Annotated in this window: 14 protein-coding genes; 1 reads left to right on the plus strand and 13 read right to left on the minus strand. The window is 49.2% G+C overall.

The window, feature by feature from the left end; all coding sequences use genetic code 11:
* Nucleotides 1-35: 35 nt before the first annotated feature.
* Complete coding sequence (locus ACFOET_RS20830; RefSeq protein ID WP_379026347.1) at nucleotides 36-1,511, plus strand: RagB/SusD family nutrient uptake outer membrane protein; 1,476 nt, start codon at nucleotides 36-38, stop codon at nucleotides 1,509-1,511.
* A 40-nt stretch (nucleotides 1,512-1,551) separates the two neighbouring features.
* Here the strand turns inward: ACFOET_RS20830 and ACFOET_RS20835 are convergent, their stop codons facing one another.
* The 13 genes from ACFOET_RS20835 to ACFOET_RS20895 all read right to left on the minus strand — a co-directional run bounded on the left by ACFOET_RS20835 (nucleotide 1,552) and on the right by ACFOET_RS20895 (nucleotide 18,068).
* The gene (locus tag ACFOET_RS20835; RefSeq protein ID WP_379026349.1) at nucleotides 1,552-1,770 is read right to left on the minus strand and encodes a hypothetical protein; all 219 of its coding nucleotides are present in this window, start codon (nucleotides 1,768-1,770) and stop codon (nucleotides 1,552-1,554) included.
* Nucleotides 1,771-2,038: 268 nt separating this feature from the next.
* Complete coding sequence (locus ACFOET_RS20840) at nucleotides 2,039-2,440, minus strand: TonB-dependent receptor (protein ID WP_379026351.1); 402 nt, start codon at nucleotides 2,438-2,440, stop codon at nucleotides 2,039-2,041.
* Nucleotides 2,441-2,594: 154 nt separating this feature from the next.
* Nucleotides 2,595-2,753 carry a hypothetical protein gene (locus ACFOET_RS20845; RefSeq protein ID WP_379026353.1) on the minus strand — a complete coding sequence of 53 codons (159 nt, stop codon included), beginning with the start codon at nucleotides 2,751-2,753 and terminating at the stop codon, nucleotides 2,595-2,597.
* A complete protein-coding gene (locus ACFOET_RS20850) occupies nucleotides 2,740-2,883 on the minus strand; it encodes a hypothetical protein (RefSeq protein ID WP_379026355.1) in 144 nt (47 codons plus the stop codon). Before ACFOET_RS20850 ends, ACFOET_RS20845 begins: the two co-directional genes overlap by 14 nt.
* A 75-nt stretch (nucleotides 2,884-2,958) precedes the next feature.
* Nucleotides 2,959-3,534, minus strand: a complete 576-nt coding sequence (locus tag ACFOET_RS20855; RefSeq protein WP_379026357.1) for a DUF417 family protein — start codon at nucleotides 3,532-3,534, stop codon at nucleotides 2,959-2,961.
* A gap of 83 nt (nucleotides 3,535-3,617) precedes the next feature.
* Nucleotides 3,618-4,439 (minus strand): helix-turn-helix domain-containing protein, encoded by an 822-nt coding sequence (locus ACFOET_RS20860; protein ID WP_379026358.1) that lies wholly within the window; start codon nucleotides 4,437-4,439, stop codon nucleotides 3,618-3,620.
* A gap of 160 nt (nucleotides 4,440-4,599) precedes the next feature.
* A complete protein-coding gene (locus tag ACFOET_RS20865; RefSeq protein ID WP_379026360.1) occupies nucleotides 4,600-6,084 on the minus strand; it encodes a sodium:solute symporter in 1,485 nt (494 codons plus the stop codon).
* Between the two features lie 10 nt (nucleotides 6,085-6,094).
* Nucleotides 6,095-6,910, minus strand: a complete 816-nt coding sequence (gene murQ, locus ACFOET_RS20870) for an N-acetylmuramic acid 6-phosphate etherase (RefSeq protein WP_379026575.1) — start codon at nucleotides 6,908-6,910, stop codon at nucleotides 6,095-6,097.
* Between the two features lie 100 nt (nucleotides 6,911-7,010).
* Nucleotides 7,011-7,712, minus strand: a complete 702-nt coding sequence (locus ACFOET_RS20875; protein WP_379026362.1) for a polysaccharide deacetylase family protein — start codon at nucleotides 7,710-7,712, stop codon at nucleotides 7,011-7,013.
* Nucleotides 7,712-11,275 carry a glycoside hydrolase family 9 protein gene (locus ACFOET_RS20880; protein ID WP_379026364.1) on the minus strand — a complete coding sequence of 1,188 codons (3,564 nt, stop codon included), beginning with the start codon at nucleotides 11,273-11,275 and terminating at the stop codon, nucleotides 7,712-7,714. The genes ACFOET_RS20875 and ACFOET_RS20880 overlap by 1 nt, the downstream gene beginning before the upstream one ends.
* Nucleotides 11,276-11,464: 189 nt before the next feature.
* The gene (locus ACFOET_RS20885; RefSeq protein WP_379026366.1) at nucleotides 11,465-13,303 is read right to left on the minus strand and encodes a RagB/SusD family nutrient uptake outer membrane protein; all 1,839 of its coding nucleotides are present in this window, start codon (nucleotides 13,301-13,303) and stop codon (nucleotides 11,465-11,467) included.
* Between the two features lie 11 nt (nucleotides 13,304-13,314).
* The gene (locus ACFOET_RS20890) at nucleotides 13,315-16,806 is read right to left on the minus strand and encodes a SusC/RagA family TonB-linked outer membrane protein (protein ID WP_379026368.1); all 3,492 of its coding nucleotides are present in this window, start codon (nucleotides 16,804-16,806) and stop codon (nucleotides 13,315-13,317) included.
* Nucleotides 16,807-16,859: 53 nt separating this feature from the next.
* Complete coding sequence (locus tag ACFOET_RS20895) at nucleotides 16,860-18,068, minus strand: exo-beta-N-acetylmuramidase NamZ family protein (protein WP_379026370.1); 1,209 nt, start codon at nucleotides 18,066-18,068, stop codon at nucleotides 16,860-16,862.
* Nucleotides 18,069-18,286 lie beyond the last annotated feature (218 nt).

The raw sequence follows: 18,286 nt of genomic DNA on the forward strand, positions 1-18,286 counted from the left end.
TCACAAGTACGACGTAACAGTTAGCTAACAGCAACATGAAAAAACTGAATTTAATCACCGCATTTTTAATTGGCGCCACCATACTCGTGTCGAGTTGCAGCGACGACTTTTTTGATACCGCGCCGTCAGATGACCTGACCGATAGCGAAGTCTTTTCTTCGACGAAGAATATCGACGCATTGATCAATGGAACCATTCGCTATTTGATGGAGAACGCCACCTCGCAAGATAATCCCGGTTTTGGCGCGATTATGCTAACACGCGAGGTAATGGGTGACGATGCCATTGCCCGCGATGGCGTGTATGGCTTTCGGGACTCATACCCGTTTCGTGACCCGTATGATAATACGACCAGGAGGGCACTGTTCTTCTGGACGCTACAGTATAAGGTAATCGACAATGTGAATAACATCCTCGCAAATACCGATCAAGCGAATGGGCCTGAAAACGAAAAACAGTGGCTCAAAGGCCAAGCATACGCCTTACGGGCATTTGCTTACCTCAACTTGGTACAGCAATATCAATTTACGTATAGCAAAGACAAAAATGCGCTAGCTGTACCCATCTATACGGAACCCACCAGCCCCAGTTCAGAGGGCGGAAGCCGGGCTACCGTAGAAGCGGTGTACAACCAAGTTTTTGCGGATTTGCAACAGGCTGAACAATTGCTAGAGGGATTCAACCGGACCATGAAGAATCGCCCCAATTTACAAGTGGTTAAGGGATTGCTTGCCAGGGCTTACTTGGTGACCGAACAATGGGCCCTGGCTGCGGAAAAAGCCCGCGAAGCCCGCGAAGGTTTTCCCCTGATGAGCGCACAGCAGTATATAGCAGGGTTCAATGACGTAAGCAACGTCGAATGGATCTGGGGCCATCCACAGCGTGCTGAGCAGAACCTGGGTGGCGCTTCGTTCTTTGCATACATCGATGTTACACCCGTGTCAGGCTATCGGAGTATCATGCCTGATCCATATTTCTGGCAGTTGTTCGATGATGCTGACATCCGCAAATCGCTATTCGAATTTGAAGATGACCCAACGCATCCCATTTACCGGTGGCTTAAGTATAAAAAATTCATCAATAAGCCCGATCGCTCGGGGCACATCCCGCTGATGCGGGCATCAGAACAGGCACTGATCGAAGCTGAAAGCGAAGCTAGGCTGGGACACATCCCCGAGGCGCTTGACGCACTGAACGCACTGCGGGTAAACCGGAATTTGCCCGAACTTACAGCGGCGGACTTCTCGCCGGATGCGCTCATCGAAGAAATTCTATTGGAGCGCCGTCGCGAACTGTGGGGTGAAGGATTTCGACTGACCGATATCCTGCGGTTGCAACGAGCCGTTGAACGCAAGGAATCGACGCTCACGTATTCGGTGAATGGTGAAGACCTGCCGATTAAGGGGCATTACATACGCGTATTCCCCGACAACAGCGCATTTGTGCCCAATAGTCCGTATTACTTATTTCCCATTCCGATCAATGAATGGAACAACAACCCGAATCTATAGCACAGTGGCAACCAACGGGAAAGGGTGTCGCGCTCTTTCCCTATTCTTCATAAACCTGGGTAGCGGCAATACCCAGGTTTTCGAGCGTACGGATAATATCCCATGCTTTGATATTGATCCCTTTAATTGAAAGTAAAAAATGGCTCGAAAAATAGTCCACGCACCAATCCACAATATTCGGCACCTCGTTTAAGTGGTCCGAAAGCTGCTCAAATTGCGACGGCGCGCCCAATGCGGTTTCAAACTTCAAGGTTTCCATGGCAAGTTTCTTTTACGTGTAAATAACTTAACTATTAGCTCTTCTCACCCACTCTAGCCAAGTCGGAATCTTGGCAAAACTATCCCGGTTGATTATTCATTAGCTTTCCTTCCGACCAGGCGTCGCAACGGAATGCACATAACAGGGGTAACAAATTTGTAAAAAAAATCGGTTAATGCAAAATCCACTTAAAAAAAAATGGCGGGGAGGCCCGCAGCGCGTGTGCCCCCCGCCATATGTATCCGCATATACCTGATCAACGTACGGTTTAAAACGCGTACCGCAATGTAATACCGTATGTTCTCGGATCCCCCAACACACCGGCATAATGCTCGGCGTTACCTCCTCCCGGCAGTAGCTGTTCGAAGTAATCGGTTTCGAATGCATTCCGTACCCAAAGAAACAGCGATACGCCTTCCGACGCCCGGAATCCCGCACGCGCATTAATCAGCGTATAGCCGTCTACGACCAGGTAGGCAGACGGTGACCGGTTGGAAGAAAACGATGATCGGTAAAAGCCATCCATGGCAAAAACAAACGTTCCTTCCTGACCGAGAAATGCGCCTAGGCGGGTAACGGCTTCCCCACCGAATGACGCTGCCCAATTCGAAATTCCGGGCAGTTCGCCGCCCGAGATATCCTTAAACGTCGGGCCACCGGTTTCTTCCAACGGCGGCGGAGCATCGTAAACGATAGGTACTTACCATCTGTATAAGCGAGGGCGCCATAGACGGAAAGAAAGTTAACGAGCCGCACATTGGCCAGTAAAGTGTCAATTCGGCTGCTTTTCCATGGATTGTAAACCTGGCTTTCGCATAGCGCACTTACGCCTTGCTCGTACCATCCGATGTGGGCATCCGGAAAGGTTGTTCATTCAACAGCAGTTTGACAGTTGCGCGCACACGGTAGCTGCTATCCGGCTCATAGTAGCGCAAGTACCGGATATCAATTGAGTTCAGCGGTGCAGCGTTACCTGTCGCCATGTGCTCCAGCTTGGCCTGCCGCAATGCCAGCAGGCTGTCCCGGTAGGTTTGCGCGCCCGGTAGCCACCAGCACTACACAGCATACCGCATAGAGAAACCCTTTCAGGCATAAATCGCTCGTCCGTCTCATGTAGCCAACCTTGGTTTCACAAAGATAGCTTTTTTAAGTTCTTGAACACGGAGGTTCGCGAAGCTAGGTACAAAATCAGCCGACGCGTTTCAATATCCTGTGGGCGGCTTCAGAAGCAACCAGCAAACCCGCAGCCATCATAATCACGTCTTTCAACACCAGTCGACCGGCACCCGATAGGTAAGGAAACCCATGATGTGGGGTCGGAAAGTCACCCCCCAGATCAGGTACGTATACCTCCGGGGTCGTTATCAAAAACGTAAGGGTCACGATCGACATTCCGAAGGTAAGCAACCCACCGATCACCCCCAGTTCGGCCCACCAAATTCCCGCCAGGGTCAGCGCCCCAATGATCAGGATAACCGTTCCCAAGCCGAAGGAAAACCCATAGGTATTATTAGCCTGATGCCATTCGATGTTTTTCGTTACGGTTTTCCCTTCCGGGTTCTTGTATTGCTGATACTCCGGAGCGTCTTTCGTATAGAAGAAACTCATCAACGGGCTATTTGCCACAAAGGGAACGATACCATCTGCCTCGTACTGAAAGGCCTTCAAGCCGCCAATCCATGCCATGACTATGAAAATGGCAATTCGCATGAAATTAACAAAAGCCGTCTGGCTCGTCACCAGAAAAACCGAAAGCTGCTTCATCACGTTATGCTATATTTTTTGAAAAAACGAAGATACACGTGTTTAGCAACCCAGGAAATGGACAAATCCGGATTTGTCATGAACTATTTCGACGCCACGATTGAAATGCCGACTTGCGCCCGGAACTCCGACGGCGAGACACCGACATTCTTTTTGAAATACCGGCTGAAATAATGTTCATCGTCGAAATTCAGCCTTAGGGCAACTTCCTTTACGGACAGGTACGTGAGGTGCAACAACTTTTTCGATTCCAAAATCACGCGCTCTTGAATCAGTGCGGAGGGCAACTTACCCAGTTGCTTTTTAATTTTCTTACTAAACGTATCCGCATTCAGATTCAAGCGTTCGGCATAGAAATTCACCGCTTTTTCTTCGGCAAAATGCGTTTCCAATAACTCCTGAAATAAAGATCCTTCGTGCTGTTGAACGTGGTTGTCTAGCGATGTCAAGTCGCCATGCTGCTTTTTGGCTTTACTCGATAAGGCCAAAATGAGTTGCAGGTACGATTTGATTACGGAATCTGAAAAATGCGAATGATCATCCAATTCCCTTTTCATTTCCTGCACAATCTGTTCAATTTTCGGATAGGTGTCTTTACCAAGGGTTACAAAGGGTTGAAGATAGATATTGTTGAACAGGAGCCCATTACAGGCCACTTCCGCTTTATGGTATTCGATGCAATAAAAATCACCGTGAAATAAAATACGCAATATCGGTGCCTGGAGCGGGTTTTTCCATTCCACATGTTGATAGGGGCTTAAGAACAAAAGCGAATAGGGCTCGGTTTCGTAAGCGGTGAAATCAACGGCGAGCGCCGCCGGATCAGGCAATAGCATAATCTGATACAGCGGACTGGCTTCTTGATTCAGGTACGTTCGCGGACTGTATGAATCGATGTTAATCATCAAAAAAGGCAGTTGATATCAGCAATCTTAAAACGGATTCTACCGCATTAAGTTGTTTCTCATTTTGTGGGTGAACAATCAAAGTCAAAAATTATAAAATATTCAGCACCCGTCGCGCTAGCAATAGAGACCTTCTATAAAAGGTAACAAATAACGAAGCTTAAAAGCGCTTATCGCTAGACATTCCCCTCAAAGAAGTAGCCAACAGCATCAGCCACGTGAGCGCACCATTATAGATAATCAACTCAAAGCCCACGGCATACCCCGTATAAGGTACGATGAGGTAGTTGTTAATGACATAGCACAACATGGGCGACAATACGCAGATATATGGCACCAATTTATCGGCCACCTGCCGCTTAGTGAGGATGCCGAAGGCAAAGAGTCCCAATAACGGACCGTACGTGTAACTGGCCGCCGTAAAAATGGCGTTAACCACAGAGTCGTCGTTGATGACCCTAAACACCAGGATGACCATCATCATAAGCAGTGAAAACGCGAAATGCACCCGATTACGGGTTCTCACCAACGTGCGGTCGTTGGGGTCGGCCTTTTTATTAAAATTAAGGAAATCCACGCAAAACGACGTGGTCAGTGCGGTTAACGCGGAGTCCGTGGTAGCAAATGTCGCCGCGGTCAAGCCCATCATAAAGATCATTCCGGGCAAAATTGCCAGGTGATGGAGCGCGATTTCTGGGTATAAATAATCCGTTGTAGGCAGACTGGCTATATCGATCCCGTTCCGGCTAGCGTAAATATACAATAACGCACCTACCGATAGGAAAAACAGGTTAATGACCACAAAAATCCCTGTAAATGTGAGCATATTCTTTTGGGCCTCACCGATGGTCTTCATGCTCAGATTTTTCTGCATCAAATCCTGATCCAGGCCTGTCATTGCCACGGTCACAAATATACCCCCGAGGAAATGCTTCCAAAAATGAATCCGATCGCCAAGCAGGTCTCCCCAAAAGAACATCTTGGAGTAGCTGCTCTCCTTCACCGTTTCAATCGTTTCCATGAGTCCTAACCCCAAGCTATTGGCCATAAAATAAATAGACAGCACAACCGCCAATACCAAAAAGAAGGTCTGCATCATATCGGTAATGATAATGGTCTTCAGCCCACCTTTATTGGTGTACAGCCAGATGAGCAGCAGGCATAAAGCGATGGTGACCGCAAAGGGTATGTTCCAGGTATCGAAGATAAACCATTGCAAAATGATCGCTACCAGATACAGTCGGAAAGCCGAACCTATCGTACGTGACACCAGAAAAATCATAGCGCCAGTCTTGTAGCTCCGATGTCCCAAGCGTTCCTCGAGGTAGGTATAGATGGACGTCAGGTTCATCCGGTAGTACAAGGGCAATAACACGTAAGCGATGATGATAAAGCCAACGGCATTGCCCAGAATAAACTGAAAATAGCCAAAATCGCTATTACCCACTGCCCCCGGCACGGAAATGAACGTAACGCCAGATAACGCTGTGCCGATCATACCGAAGGCTACCATGTACCATTTGGCATTTCGGTTGGCCACAAAAAATGTAGCGTTGTCTGCCGATTTACGGGACGTAAAATAGGCTACGCCCAGTAACAAAACAAAATAAATGATCAGAAATAGCAGAAGGACGGTAGGTGTCATGCAGTCTAAATTAATGATCTGCTACACGCGAATGTTCGATAGCTTTACGTACACTGCCATACTTTTCCAGCAGATCCGATGCAGCTTGAGCATCAATACCGGTTTCATCCATGATGATCCGGATCCCGCGGCTGAACAGCTTATTGTTCGTCAATTGCATATCCACCATTTTATTTCCCTTCACGCGCCCCAGCTGAATCATCACCGTCGTGCTGATCATATTGAGCACCAGTTTTTGTGCGGTACCTGCTTTCATGCGGGTGGATCCTGTAACAAACTCCGGCCCCACAATCACCTCAATAGGATACTTGGATTCGGCAGCGATCGCCGAATTGGCGTTGCATACGATGCAGCCTGTCACCAACCCAGCAGCATTGGCGGCCTTGAGCCCGCCCTTCACATACGGCGTGCCTCCAGATGCAGCAATCCCCACCACCACATCCTTGTTGTTGATACCATACTCCTGCAAATCAATCCACGCTTGCTCCTCGTCGTCTTCGGCAAACTCCACAGCTTTACGGATAGCCGTATCGCCGCCGGCGATGATCCCAATAATCCAGTCATAGGGCACGCCAAAAGTTGGCGGGCACTCCGAAGCATCCAGAATCCCAAGCCGGCCGCTGGTGCCGGCACCGATATAGAATAGCCGGCCGCCTTCCTTCATCGATGCGACCGTTGCCTCGATCAACCGCTCCATCTGCGGGATAGCTTGGCGTACCGCCGCCGCAACCGTCTGGTCCTCATTATTGACGTTCACTAATATCTCGCCGACAGACATCTTGTCCAAATCCTGATAATTCGACTCTTTCTCCGTGGTGTTTGTCATCTCACTCTTGTTGTTGTATTTAACCTGATGTTGCTGGTGTTTGGCATTCGTTACCATTCACCTAAAAATGTCGTTAAAGTAAAGAAAAAACGGTTAGAAATTAGTGAATTAATTTGTCTATCCGTTCAAACGTATATCCTCTTGCTGTCAGTTCCTTTATCAACGCTGGCAGCCGATGGTAAAACTTGTCAATCCGCCTGGGGTCGGTACCTAAATGGATCAGTACGATGAAACCATTCAGTCCATTCGGTCGCTGCTTTTCATATGTAAGCAATTGATTGTACAACGTTTCCGAGTCAACATACCGCTCACCCATTTCGGGATAAGTATAATCCGCTGCTGTCCGAAGCCCCGGTGTAAAATTAACCAGCCTCATCTTCCGCTGTTCCGTCCAATCGACGATTCGACGGTTATACCACTCATAGGGTGGTATGAAATAACGCACAGCCGTTGTATCAACTCCCCATTGTGCCAACGCATCGTAATTCGCCCGCAGATCGGCATCAAAGGTTGCCTCACTGATGAGCAGGCTATCACGCTTCTCCCAATCGCAGTAAAGCAGGTGCTGATCTGAATGCGGGCCCAAGTAATGGCCCTCAGACACCATACGAGTGATGGCTTTCGTGTTGGCACTGCCGCGCAGGTAATTTCCCGTCATGAAAAAAGATCCTTTGATACCATAATCGCCCAAGGCGTCCAGAATAAATGAAGCTCCGTCTCCATACTCATCAGCCGTAAACACCAATGCGATTTTCCGCTGCGCAGTATCACCTCTGATGATACAGCCATGGGTATCGCGCATTACTTTTTTGGCCCAGCCCCCTCCCTGGACTCCCACTCTTTAGCCGCCAACAGATAAATTAGGGACGCCGTCCCGTCCATCGTGGGCTCATTCGTACTGTAGTCTCCGTAATCGTCATGATAGACCGCCAGATCCGACTGGAACGGTGCATGAGCATCCGGCTTGGTCAGCTGGATACCGATCAGGCCATTAAATATATCGCCATATACCGGCCCGTCCACTAATCCGCCATCTATGGGGAAACTACCCAAACGGGTAAAGGCGGAATGCGGATCAGAGGGTGTATCGCCCCACTCCGGCAGTCCGTAGACCATGCTGGTCCCCCACGGATTGCAGCCGAACAGCCAATCGAAGTTAGCCTGCTCCAATTGGGCGTACCTATTGTCCCCTGTTAGCTCTCGATACCATAAGCATTGAATAGCGAACGCTGTGGTGAGGTTATTGGAGCACCAAATAAAGGGCACTCCACGGAGAAACGCATTCCGCTCCGCCCTATCGCATACCTGTTCAATCCCGTTCCGGTAATAGCCGATAATTTCGTTTCGGTCCTCTCCTTCCAGCAACTTGGCCAATTCGTAGTGCCCCAGGTTGATAAAAGGATACCATTGATAGTGCGCTGCCGTGTCGGCCGCCATCCACGGTGTTACCTTCTCCTGCCGGGCATAATCCAATGCTTCTTTGGCATATTGCTCCGCACCGGTCGCCGCCCATTGCGTAGCCGCCGCCAGTGCCATATCATCCACCCAGTTATCCTCCGCATAGATATAAGGCGATTTTACCGAGGCAGTTTGCGTCACACCAGGCTTCAATTTTGCAAAGCGATATGCGGTATTCGCCTTCTCCCTCAACCAATTTGCATATAACGTATCTACATCGGCAAAAAGAGCACTTCCCAGGTTGAACGCGCTGGTAAACTTAGCTGCCGTTGAACTGGTCCCGGTCGTGTTATTCATAAATTTACCCCGTTGCTGTGGCTCTCCGCTCACGAAATACACAGGGCGCTCGAAGCCCCTGCCATAAAAGTCATCCTCGCCGGGCATACGCATTCCCGCGTGATCGCGGTCATCAGCGATCTGGTTGAACAGCAAATGCGGTTCCGGATGCATCTTCAGGAGCCAGTCGAGTCCCCATTTGGCCTCATCCAGCACGTCTGCGATTCCGTTTGGCCCATCCAGGCCGTTTGCCTGCTTGCTGTCACCAAACACATCGGGGAAATCACGATACGCTGCTAAGAGGTGGTAGGTCGCATTGGCCGATGTGGTCGAATACTGCAGATAATCGGAGGCGTCGTGCCAACCGCCACCGACGTCTATGCGCGTGCTATCCGGCAGTCCCGCTTTGCCGGCATACAACGTAAAACCGTCATGCGTATGGCAGCTGTCTTGCAAAAAAGGGTTGAATAACGTTCGCTGTTGGCGCATGTAGCGCAATACGAAATCCGCAGCACCCTGATAAACGTCATCAGCTATGCGGAACTGCGGCGACCGTGCGCCGTCTACTTCCAGGTAATACCGGCCAGTATCCGTATACGCCGAAAAATCCAGCCGGTAGGACGACCGGAAAGGGCCATAAGCACCAAAGTTTTTGCCTGCTCTGCCCGAAAACGCCGGTTCGCCGGTGTCAGCCGCAACCAGCGAGAACCGGGAAACCCGCTTTGTCCCTTTGCCGCCCATCACGGCTACCTTCACCCCTTGCGGTGTATACCCCAACTGGTTAATACGTATCCATGCTCGCGTTTCTTCAAGTCCGTATTCCAGGCACGCCACCTTTCCGTCCATTGTGCTCACGACCAGTCGCTGCCGTCTAAGGGGCAGCATCGGGTTTACCATCCCATTGGACACCTTATATTGCCAAGCGACCTCTCCTCTTTCGGCATTTACGCCGCTTACCAAACCCGAATGACTGGGCACGAAGACGAGTCCATCAACCGCAGCGATGGCCGAAGGCGTCAATTCATAGGGAAGCTGCAACGCTGACTCCCAATCAATCTGCATGCTGTCTGCCGTGGTCGACACGCCCAGCACCTGTCCATCCATTGTCTTCACGTAAACCAAGCGGCCGTTTTCAGACAATCCCATCGACTCGCGCACCCGTATGCTATCCATTTTCTTCCGCCAGATTTCGGTGCCACTGTTAGCATCCAATGCCGTCATGTATCGGTCAGGCGCCACGATGAACACCCGGCCATTCGCCCCCACGGGGTAGCACGCGGCAGGCGAAAGCATCCGGTTAGATGCGCCGTTGGACCATTCCCATTTCAGGTGGCCATTGGCCGGATCGAGTGCATAGAAGCCATTGTCCCATGAACCGAAGTATAAAATGTTTTTGTACAGCAGGGGCTTGCCAGAAACGTAGCCTTCAACCGAGTCAAAAGACCACCGCAATCTGCCTGACCTTACATCCAGTGCCCTGAACCGGCCATCCGAGGCACCTATATAAGCAACTCCCCTATGAACCAAGGGCGAGCCCAACACGGCCTTATTGGCTTCATGCTTCCACAGCAACTCGCCCGTCCCGGCATGCAGGCAATAAATGAAATGGTCAGACGAACCGACTATCACGTAATTTTTCCAGACAGCCGGGGTAGAATACACCTTTCCGCCGGTCTGGAAACTCCATACCTGCCGTCCGGTACCCGCATCCAGCGCGTATATCTGCCCCTTCGTATTGGCGGTGATGACCAGCTGCTTATAGGCAGCCAAGCCTGCTCCGATATCGCTTTCATCCTGAAATGACCAGACTTCCCGCACGCCCGCATGGCGTGTATTCACCGAATAGTCAGGGCGAGGATAAAGTTTGCGCTCTTTGGTGAAGTCATGATTACGCAAAGGCACTACAGCCCAGGGGTCCCGTGTCATCACCCCCGGATTACGCTCTTGGTATACCGCTTTGCCGTCTGCAATGGTCACGATGTTGTATCCGCCCACGGTGTCTTTAGCGCGCAGGTTGGAGCGCCCCATGATACTGGGTATACCCTCGAAATCATATACCTTATTCTGGTGGCCATGGCCGCAGAAAAAGAGCTGCACGTTGCGTTGTTTCACGCGGTCAAGCGCTTCGAACCAATTGTTCAACGAAGAATCCTGCGGATAGTGGTTCACATAGATCAGGGGCATGTCCTGATCGGGATGAGCTGCGAACAGCGAGTCCATCCATACCAGGTTTTCACGGGGTATCTGCCCCGGGCTCATCCGCATATTCGGCCCCGAGTTGGTGCCCACGAAAATATAGCCCTTATGCACAAAGGCAAACGTTTCGCCACCGAACACCCTGCGGAAACTGTTGCCGCCGCTTTCCGACCAGTTGGTATCGTGATTGCCGGGGATCACATACCACGGCAAGCGGAGGCTGTCCAGTATCTGTTTAGCCAACGTCAGCTCTTCGTCCGAGCCGAACTCGGTGACATCGCCGGATAAGATCACGAAGTCAAGCTCCGGATTGCTGTTGATGTCTGCAACGGTACGCCTCAGGTCATCAGCGCCGGTGGCGCCGCCAACATGGGTGTCGGTTACATGAGCGAATTGAATGGGTTGGGCGTGCGTCCATGTTACATGAAGCAACATGGCCAATGAAAGCCCGAGTATTTTACACTTTCTTGATACCAGCCATTCGCCGGACCCAAACTTAAACGACAATTTTACAACTACAACTATAAGCAGACGTGCCAACTCCATTTTTTGTTTTTTCAAAAAGGCCGCACAAACCTGCCGGCCTTTAAAGAATCATTTACCCTTCTATTTTAATCAATGATATTAGTTCCAACCCTGTGTTTGTGAAAGAGTATAGCCACGCTCCTGGTATTGGACGATTTGAGCCTGTCCTACAGGTGCCATATATACCCGATCATCGAAAGCATTTCGGTTAGCCGCACTCTCTATCATAAAGAACCCGACCATATTTGCGGCATTGTTACCATTGTATGTAACGATTGTTCCGTCCTGTTTCTTGACTTTCAATAGTCCGACGTAACTTTCCGTCAGGAAACCCGGTACTTCGCTTGGAATATCGACCCATACGCCAAGAAAATAATCGGGATTTCGACTGAAATCCATATATTGGATTTTTCGCCAGCGCTTAAGGTCCAACAATCTTGAATACTCCCAGAAAAACTCCATCCGGCGTTCCCTCCGTATCTCCCAAATTAGCGGAGACACATCAGGATCGCGAGCTGGATCAACGGGCAACCGACCTAACTGTAGGGGCGCAGTTTTTTTCACGCCTTTTGAAATCGCTACATCATCTAACGGTCGATTGCGAATTGCATTGACCGAGCGATCCAAGTCTTCCTGGGTTACTGCAGCACCGCCAAAGAACTCTGCAAGTACAGCTTTCGCCTCTAACCAATTGAGCACAACTTCTGCAAGCCGTATTACGGGAGCATCGTTAGTGTTGGTATTGCTGCCCCAAGCAGGAGGATAAGTGCCTCCGATGTAGTTCAACGCTTCTCTTGATACAAATTTGTAAGTATATAGCAATGAAGAAGCCGGCGTGTGCGGGCGATCTATGAACGTGGCTTCAAATCGCGGATCTCGGGTTAACGCCAAGTCTTTGGGTGAAAAACTATCTGCGTCCTCAACGCTCGAATTTTGCCAAACCTCTCCATCATTGCAAATAAAGGATTTCACGAGCACCAAATTCGCCGCTGCGCCTTGCCCTTCCGTGCCGTTGTTGTACGAGCCAATATGATGGGTAACCCCCAATCCAGCGTCGTATGCGCGATACATAATCACTTCCCTGTTGTTTGCCAAATTTTCGGAAGCAAAAAGGCTTTTGAAATCACTTGTAAACGAATAAGGTCCGTTCATTGCAAACTCGGCAGCTTCGACGGCCAGTTCTAAGTAGCGCTTCGCCCGCTCTGCACTCAAGTCATGATAATGTTGAAACGTGCCTTCAAAAAGCATCAGCCGAGCGATGAACGACGCGGCAATATACTTATTCAATACGTTAGCCCCGTCATTGAGCCGGATATTATCCATCACGAACCTAAAGTCATTATAAACGTGGTCCATGACGACCCCACGATCGTCTCTGTCCTTATAGAGTTCGTCCCAGTCATTGTCTGCAACTTCAGCTCCATAGTAAGGTACATCTCCAAATACGCTCACCAACCTACTGTATTCGAAGCCTCTGAAAAAGCGGGCAACGGCAAGCCAATGATTATAAGCATCAGGTGTAAGATTAGCTTGCGCAACATTCTCCAGTCGATTTATAAACACGTTCGATTTGCGCACCCATGCGAAATTCCAATTGGGCCCAGCATATTGGGTCAGCCATGCCGCTCCCTCAGTTGTTGCACCTCGACTCGTCGGCACATTGTTCTCAAAATGCCCTTGCACATTTCTGCTTGTAAGGTCATCAGAAAACGTATACCCTCGGACGGGGGTATAGTCCACGCCCCAAGTATTATTATACCCCACAAAATACTGGGGGTAAAACCCGTTTGCGAATAAACGGATGTCCGTTTCGTTCCGCCAAAAGTTATCATCTACCGGCTGCGTTAAAGGTGGCCGGTCCAATATGTTATCGCTACACGCAGCAAATATCAAGCTCGATGCAAAAACGCTATATAAGAATCTATATGAACTTTTCATCTTTTATATTTTTAAAAATCCAACTGAACACCGAACGATGCACTCTTAAAGGTAGGGATACCTACACCAGTTCGATCTAGGTTATAGTTCTGATCATTCCACATGGAATACCCCGCAATTTCCTCCGGATCGATGGGCAATCCGCCAAGTCTATCCCATGTCAGAATGTTTTCCAATGCAACATACACACGTAGCGAATTGACTCCTATGCGTTGCAACGGAGCTCTTGGCAACGAATAACCTAAGGTCAAATTTTTCAGACGTAAATAGGACATATCTAACAGATAGCGGTCCTGAATCTGCATATTATTGGTCGAATTACTACCTGCATTGTTATATGCGGCAGGATAAAAAGCACCCGTATTCTCCGGCGTCCAATAATTATCTACAATCGCGGCAGGCATTGCTCCGTCTGAAGCGTGGAATCCTGGAATCGCTAAAAAGCCCTGTCCCCACACCTGACGGCTTCCGATTCCTTGAAAGAAAACTGAGAAATCGAATCCTTTGAAATCTGCTCCCAAACGGAAACCGTATTCGTGACGTGGCGTTGAATTGCCAATAATTTCTAAATCACCATGGTTACTCAAAAGCGTACTGCCGTTGTCAAGCTCGCCATCGCCGTTTACGTCGACAAACTTCACATCGCCAGGGCCGAAAAAGAAATCCGCGCTGTTTTGCAAAAACACCTGGTAGACGGGCTTCTCTCCGTTTGGTCCGGGTTTCAGTTTATAGGCTCTCCGCCCAGCGTATTTTGCACTTTCCGCTTCCGTTAGTGTAATCAGTTGCAAGTTGCCATCCGAATCGAGCTCAAAATCATCCATTTGGTACAACCGGTCCGTACGGTAGCCCCATATCTCTCCAATCGTCCTGCCTACATAGTTGCCGTTCACACTTTCTGTAGAGCCATATGCGGTAATGGTTTGCCTTGCATCCGCCAAATTTGCCCGAGCATTAATGGTGAGCCCGTTGTCAAATCGGTGGCCAAAATCGATGGCAAACTCCCACCCCCTTGTGCGAAGGGAACCGAAATTGCCTTGCGGCGCTCCAGTACCGAACGTAGCCGGGACCCCTTCAGCCGGGACAATCGCGTTCTTCATATCATTTCGGAACCAGTCAAAGGTGAAACCAAATTTATTATTGAAGAACCGCGCATCAACCCCTAGATTCAGATCTACTTTCTGTTGCCAAGTAATTGACGCCGATACCGCATTCGGCGTACCAACGAAATTGGCTCTTGTACCATCTGCGCTAATCCAAGTAGACTGGCCGGTAGACATAGTTGGCACGTACAAGTCATTCCGTACTTGTTGGTCACCCACTTTGCCCCAGGACCCTCTGAATTTCAGTTGATCGACTACATTCCGTGACCAAGCCATAAAATTTTCCTCGCTTAAAACCCATCCCGCGGAGAACGAAGGGAACCAACGCCATTTCAAGTCGGTGGGGAACTTAGAAGAACCATCGTATCGCACGTTCGCTTCCACTAAATACTTATTTCTATATGCGTAGTTTACACGACCGAAATAACCCAGTTGTGCCTCCCAAAATTCACCGCCACCGCCGGTCCAAGTACCGATGCCGTAGGGAAACTGCGGGTTAACAATATCTGTCAAGTTGGTCACCTGTGTAAAATGGTTGGCCCAATTGTCCGTTACCCGGTTCAGACCCAGCATGAATTTGAAATGGCTATCGTCGTTCAAGTCTAGGTTATAGGTAGTGAACGCATTAACTGTATGCTTGTACAAATTCTCTGATCGCTGATAGATGTGATCGGGCGCCGCGCCGGGGCCGGTATAGGTATGGTGCGGCAGGTCGTATGCGCGCATAGCATGCGGATCCGAACTGGATACAACCTGTCCCTCGCGATTTACGTATACTGGATTTCCGCTTGCATCGTTTCTGGCCACCGCCGCCACCCATGAATCACGCATGGTGTATTTTGTTCCGGGCCTATGGCGTATCTCTTCCTGATTGGCGAAGGTATAATCTATATCAACCGTCCAATTATCCATAATGTTAATAGTGGTGCCGAGACTTAAGTTTAAGTAATTGTGCTTCCAACTCGCCGTATTAGCCGCTGCCGCTTCGCTAGCTGGGCTACGGATAGGGTCGCCGTTTTCGTCATTACCAAGCGGATAAAGCGAGCTCCATCGATAAAGATATAACCAAGGATCAGCCGTAGTCGAATTTGTTACATAAGGATACTGCTTATCGCGCTGCGAAAACAATACTCCAGCACGAGCGGTCACATATTTATTAATTTCACTATTAACCCGTAAAGACGCATTATAGCGAGAGAACTTATCCACTTTAGCTGGTTTAAACATGCCGCTTTGATCTAGCAGCCCTAACCCAAGGTTATAAGAAGTCTTGCCAGAAGTACCTCCTACTGTCACATTATGCTGTTGTGTCGGCGCCCACTCTCTTACCATAGCCTCATAGGGGTCATACGTGCGGACACCGAATTTGAAGTTCCGGGTCGGATCGAAATACCAGTCCCTTCCGTACACTGTAGGGTCGTCCACCCCTATGGTCTTCCCATACTTCTCTTTCCACTCTACAGCTCGTATCCAACTTTCTCGATCTACCTTGTAAAAAGCCCCGGCCACATTGCCGCCCACACGCTCCACTGCATCAACAGTATACTTTAAAGCGTTAACATCGCCCATTTTCAACTCCTTCCAGGGATTTTGCCAAGAGAAGTTATTGGTATAGTTCACGCTGACCCGATCCTGGTTCGTGCCCTTTTTAGAGGTAATCAAAATCACCCCGAAAGTCGCTTTTGAACCATAGATGGCCGTAGATGCTGCATCCTTCAAAACCGTTATCGATTCGACATCATTAGGATTGACCAATTGGATACTAGGTATTTCTACGTTATCCAACAAAATCAATGGCTGGGCACCTCCTGCAAAGGAACCGATTTGTCCCCTGATTCGTATCCGGGGATCGGATCCGACTTCTCCGCTAGGAATAACAACGTTCAAACCGGGTGCAGCACCCTGAATAGCCCTGCCGATATCCGCAATTGGGCGCGCTTCGAGGTTTTCCTTAACACTGATTGTAGAAATGGCTCCCGTAACATTCCCCCGGCGCTGACTGCCATAGCCGACCACCACAACTTCGTCCAGGCTTTGATCTCCTGCCTCCAACATCACGTTAAGATTGGGCCCTGTCACTTCCACGTTCTTCGCTGAATATCCAATCATTGTAAATCGCAGTGTACTTCCGATCTCCGCCGAAATCCTGAAGTTTCCTTCGTCATCTGTGCTAGTCGCCGTTGTTTTTCCGACCACCGACACACTTACGCCAGGTAATGGAACTCCATCAGCCGCGGTAACTCTCCCAGCGATGGTCTGCTGGGCATCTTTCCTGAGGATGCCATCCTCAAATACTTTTTTAGGGCCCGAATGATTACTTGTCCCCGGTATCTCGGCAAAGGCGAGGGTGCCAAGGGGAATGCTAAGAGCAATCATCATCGAGAACTGTACTAATTTTCTCATGGTGTAACGCATTTAGTTTATATAATGCAATTGGTAGTTAGCAACTACTAGTCTTATTCAAAATCAGAATATAATAAGTATTTCTTCCGCATCGTTTTGTACGTTGCCAGATCAGCGGCCCATGATGCCTTGATCTGTTCTTCGGTTTCCCCAGCAATGATTTGCTTGCGCAGCTCGTCCGTACCGGCCAGCTTGTCGAAGAAATCAGGTCGGACGAAAAATTTGTCCTTAAACGGCGCCTTTTGGTAAAAATCAATCAAGTATTTCAGTGTGAAGGTCTGATCTTGCGGATCTAAGCTACGCAGATCAAGCCCATAGCATGTTTTGCCTTGCTGTTCTACGTGTGCGGCCATGCCCGGGCGTGAACTCGGGGTAAAAATAAACTTTCCAAAAACCGGATCTGGGTAACCCAACACCTGAAAAGGCCAGTCCGTTCCGCGGCCCACGCTGATATCCGTTCCCTCAAAAAGGCAGAGCGACATGTACAGCCGTACCGATAAATGGTTGGGAAGACTCGGGGAAGGGATCACGGGCAGTTCGTATGGTGTGCCGTGATGATAGTTTTGCACGGTGATGACTTCGAGGTCGCATTGGGCCCCGCCATCTAGCCATCGCTCACCATTGATCATTTTCGCCAACTCACCCACCGTTAGTCCGTGGATCATCGCAATTTTGTGATAGCTCACGTTAGATTTAAATTTATCATCTTTCCGTACAGGGCCGTCTACCTGATCTCCGTTAGGATTTGGACGGTCCAGTACAATCAGCTTCTTCCCATGTGTGGCACACAGCTGCATCACTCGATGCATGGAAGTGATATACGTATAAAAACGAGCACCGACATCTTGCAGATCAAAGATCATCACGTCCACTGAAGCAACGATGGAATCTGCTTTCTCGTTTTTTCCATACAATGAGTACAATGGCAAGCCCGTCTGTTCGTCCACCTCGTTAGATACCTTCTCGCCGCGTTCAATATCGCCCCGGAAACCATGTTCGGGCGCAAAGGCGAACTTCAGATCCACGCCTTCGCGAAATAGTACATCCACCACGTGTTCCTTTTCCGGTCCGACAATTGACGTTTGGTTTCCCATGAGGCCTACTTTCTTGCCCTCCAGTAGGGGAAGATATCGATCGAGTTGATCGGCCCCGGTGAGTAAAGTCGAATCGTTAACTTCCGCTGCATTTTGGCTATTTGACTTCGCAGACTGTCCGCACGCCTGGAAAATAATTAGGCCTAGGCAGCCCCACAATAATCCCATAAATCGCAAGTGTATAATTTTTCTCATCGTCACTGAAATTTCTACATGTTCCGTTTACTGTGGTTTATCTCAATTAGTCATACAAGTATAAAAACAATTTTTTAAAAACGTGCATGTTAATGCATGTTTTTTTTTGAATAGACACACACCCTCAGTTCAGGCCGGCCAGTTCGATCTATTTTGTGAATTATGGACGCGGTTTTATCTAATAAGGTTTT

The sequence above is a fragment of the Parapedobacter deserti genome, from assembly GCF_042646065.1.
Taxonomy (GTDB): domain Bacteria; phylum Bacteroidota; class Bacteroidia; order Sphingobacteriales; family Sphingobacteriaceae; genus Parapedobacter; species Parapedobacter deserti.

Excerpts from the sequence above, each read along its gene's own strand:
- ACFOET_RS20830 (WP_379026347.1), top strand. The coding sequence starts at position 36 with ATGAAAAAACTGAATTTAATCACCGCATTTTTAATTGGCGCCACCATA.
- ACFOET_RS20835 (WP_379026349.1), bottom strand. The coding sequence starts at position 1,770 with ATGGAAACCTTGAAGTTTGAAACCGCATTGGGCGCGCCGTCGCAATTT.
- ACFOET_RS20845 (WP_379026353.1), bottom strand. The coding sequence starts at position 2,753 with ATGGCGACAGGTAACGCTGCACCGCTGAACTCAATTGATATCCGGTAC.
- ACFOET_RS20850 (WP_379026355.1), bottom strand. The coding sequence starts at position 2,883 with ATGAGACGGACGAGCGATTTATGCCTGAAAGGGTTTCTCTATGCGGTA.
- ACFOET_RS20855 (WP_379026357.1), bottom strand. The coding sequence starts at position 3,534 with ATGAAGCAGCTTTCGGTTTTTCTGGTGACGAGCCAGACGGCTTTTGTT.
- ACFOET_RS20860 (WP_379026358.1), bottom strand. The coding sequence starts at position 4,439 with ATGATTAACATCGATTCATACAGTCCGCGAACGTACCTGAATCAAGAA.
- ACFOET_RS20865 (WP_379026360.1), bottom strand. The coding sequence starts at position 6,084 with ATGACACCTACCGTCCTTCTGCTATTTCTGATCATTTATTTTGTTTTG.
- murQ (WP_379026575.1), bottom strand. The coding sequence starts at position 6,910 with ATGACAAACACCACGGAGAAAGAGTCGAATTATCAGGATTTGGACAAG.
- ACFOET_RS20875 (WP_379026362.1), bottom strand. The coding sequence starts at position 7,712 with ATGCGCGATACCCATGGCTGTATCATCAGAGGTGATACTGCGCAGCGG.
- ACFOET_RS20880 (WP_379026364.1), bottom strand. The coding sequence starts at position 11,275 with ATGTTGCTTCATGTAACATGGACGCACGCCCAACCCATTCAATTCGCT.
- ACFOET_RS20885 (WP_379026366.1), bottom strand. The coding sequence starts at position 13,303 with ATGAAAAGTTCATATAGATTCTTATATAGCGTTTTTGCATCGAGCTTG.
- ACFOET_RS20890 (WP_379026368.1), bottom strand. The coding sequence starts at position 16,806 with ATGAGAAAATTAGTACAGTTCTCGATGATGATTGCTCTTAGCATTCCC.
- ACFOET_RS20895 (WP_379026370.1), bottom strand. The coding sequence starts at position 18,068 with ATGGGATTATTGTGGGGCTGCCTAGGCCTAATTATTTTCCAGGCGTGC.